Raw genomic sequence first — 2,606 nt, 5'->3', positions numbered from 1 at the left:
ACATCCAAAGTATCCGTTATCACATCACAAACCTGTGCATTCTCATTATATTGAACATCAAATTCTTGATTTATTTCCGGCATAATCAACCTGGACTTAATCATGAACTCCTCCTTTACGGATGGAGCATCTTCAATAGAAAAACTGCATCTGAATCAAGATTTCTGATTTGATGTTTTCTTGAGCCAGATGAGCACTTTCTCTTTGTGAGATGACCAAAAGGCAGACTCTGGGCACGATATTCGAAAGAAGTAGACTGATATCAGCAGTCTGGAAAAGAATTTGAAAATTAACATAGAAAAAACGCATTATCTCCATAGCACCAAGTGCCATGAAAACAATGCGTCCTAAATTTTAAAGAAAAAATATTCAGTTGTGATTTCGGATGTTCTTATACGAAGTCATTATTAAATATAGTCTTTCATAATGTTCCAAACCCTTTTTACTTCGTCATTATATTTCTCATTCAACTGATTTCTTAATTGAACATCTGCATCATAAATAATGAAATCGCTTAACCCGCCTCTCGAAGCAAACAGTTTACTATAGCTTTCTATCAAGTATTTCATTTTTTCACCATTGCTCTCATCCGAGTCAATACAATTAACTTGTCCCATAAGAATTCTTAATATCCCGTTATATTGTCCATATCCATATTTTTGTACCATTTTGCCAATCTCTATATACGCCTCTCGCAACTGCAAAAACTCTTCATTTCTTATCATTCTTCTATCTCCAATCTATTGTAACGGTGTTTTTCCTACAACTTCAAAAGTCCATGGTGCATCTATATAGGTTTGCATAACATTATATCCTCCCACGTATACTCCACCTTGCGGTCCGACTGATCCTGTATAAATAGTAGTACCCTTTGGTACTTTAATCGCATATACATTATCTATATAAGAGCTTGCCTCATACGCACCAGTTTTCGGGTCTATCCAATGAGTCTTTACCGCTGCGTCAATTCTTACATTAGTAACAGAAGCAGGTGGCTCACTCGTAAACCATCTTCCATACGGATTTTGAGCATTACCTGCTCGATACATTATTCTATCTTCCTGTAATACTTCCATATTGTATCTGCCACCATAGAAATTCTTTGCAGGTTGATTAGGCATTTCTGCTAACGGTCCTGGATTTTCAATCATATTATATTGATAATTAGCTATATCACCTGACCAATATATAACAGTTGTACTACCACTCTCTACAACTTCTGCAACATCATCTAGCTTATTCACTTCTACATTACTTAAAGCTTTTTCACCTAAGGCAATGTCATCTGAGTTCTTGAATATCGTTGTATGGCTTAGTTCTTCAATATCCGTCTTTCTCGCTACATCTCCGATTTCTGATACGGAACTGTTCGCTGGGTTTCCTGATATAACTTCTTCTACCATATTGCTTCCCAACATTGCCAATATATGGCTGTCTGTACTTTGATAGATTGCATCACAAGCTTTATCTTCTGCTACATTCCCAATCAATATCCTTCCAGCATCTACGGCGATAGTTTATAAATCCGTGAACTTCACGGATTCAGGTAAATGACAAAAAGCTATTATTAATCTCTGTATGTCATTCACTTCGTGAACAGACAGAGATTAAAATAGCTTTTTGAGTTAAGGGTTTTGGAGTCCTAAAGTATAACCATAATTAAATATCATTATACGGATTTTTTTCAAGTATTTCATTAATCTCTTCATCTTTCCTTTTTAAAAAATCCTCACCAAATAAAGCAAATATTTTTTTTTCTTTCTCAAAGAGTGGTCTTCGGAAATCTTTTCCTTTCTCTTGATTATTCATGGCATACTTCATAGTAATATTTGTTGATAATATATTTAAAGCATACCACAATACTTCTCGTTCGTCATTTACAACTATATCACTTCTTATCTTCCCCTTTTCTGCATAAAGAATATGATAATTTGAATTTGTACTAAAAATGTATGTTCCCTCAGCACTATTATCATCCCCTTTTTCGAAAAAAACATTACTGTATGAAATCTCATCTAGTTTATCATTAATTTCACTCATAATATATTTTTGCAGTTCATTTGTTGTTAACATAGTTTTTCACCTCTCTCTATTTATTTTGGCACTATATAGCCTTCTCTAATTAATTGTAAAATCGGCATTGGCAATTCATATTGTAATCCTCCACCTGCAGAACCTCCCCATGCTGCAATCTCTGCTTGGATAGTGTTTGGTATTTCCTTTATAACCCTAAATTCCTGATAAATATTAGGGTCAGTAGTTGGTGGCAATGCTAATTTATCTGCATTTGCACCTGTTTGTGTTACAAAGTTACTCTTATTCCCAATATTTCCATACCGCCCAAATGTATCTCCTGGTTTTAACGACATATTTACTTCTGTTCCTGGTACAGCTCCGTTATTTGGTGGATAATTTATTGTACCATCTGCTTTATACCAACTTGTTTCACTTCCACCCTCACAAATAATACTACTTTCAGACTCCACCCGTCCTTTGCTAGTAGACATAACCTTATTCTTTCCATCTGCCTTTGACGATGACTTTCCACCCTCAAAAACTGACCGCAAAACAAATGATGTTATTGCACACTCTGCCCAGGTCTTGGC

At 35.2% G+C, this 2,606-nt stretch carries 4 protein-coding genes; all 4 read right to left on the bottom strand.

Annotated features, from left to right (window positions below; translation table 11 throughout):
- Window positions 1-407: 407 nt before the first annotated feature.
- Window positions 408-725 carry a hypothetical protein gene (locus ABUA34_RS14110; protein ID WP_055148064.1) on the bottom strand — a complete coding sequence of 106 codons (318 nt, stop codon included), beginning with the start codon at window positions 723-725 and terminating at the stop codon, window positions 408-410.
- A gap of 15 nt (window positions 726-740) precedes the next feature.
- Entirely contained in the window at window positions 741-1,403 is a 663-nt protein-coding gene (locus ABUA34_RS14105; protein WP_133300893.1) for a hypothetical protein, read from the bottom strand.
- Between the two features lie 256 nt (window positions 1,404-1,659).
- Window positions 1,660-2,073, bottom strand: coding sequence for an Imm63 family immunity protein (locus tag ABUA34_RS14100; protein WP_055148057.1), 414 nt, complete (start codon window positions 2,071-2,073; stop codon window positions 1,660-1,662).
- Between the two features lie 20 nt (window positions 2,074-2,093).
- The coding region (locus tag ABUA34_RS14095; RefSeq protein WP_161172303.1) for a glycohydrolase toxin TNT-related protein at window positions 2,094-2,606 on the bottom strand (513 nt) is incomplete at its 5' end.

This window comes from Coprococcus sp. RTP21428st1_C9_RTP21428_210409 (genome assembly GCF_040227395.1).
GTDB classification, from domain to species: domain Bacteria; phylum Bacillota; class Clostridia; order Lachnospirales; family Lachnospiraceae; genus Coprococcus; species Coprococcus aceti.
Note: the sequence above shows the minus strand (reverse complement) of the source record. Positions and strands in the feature narration are given on the sequence as shown.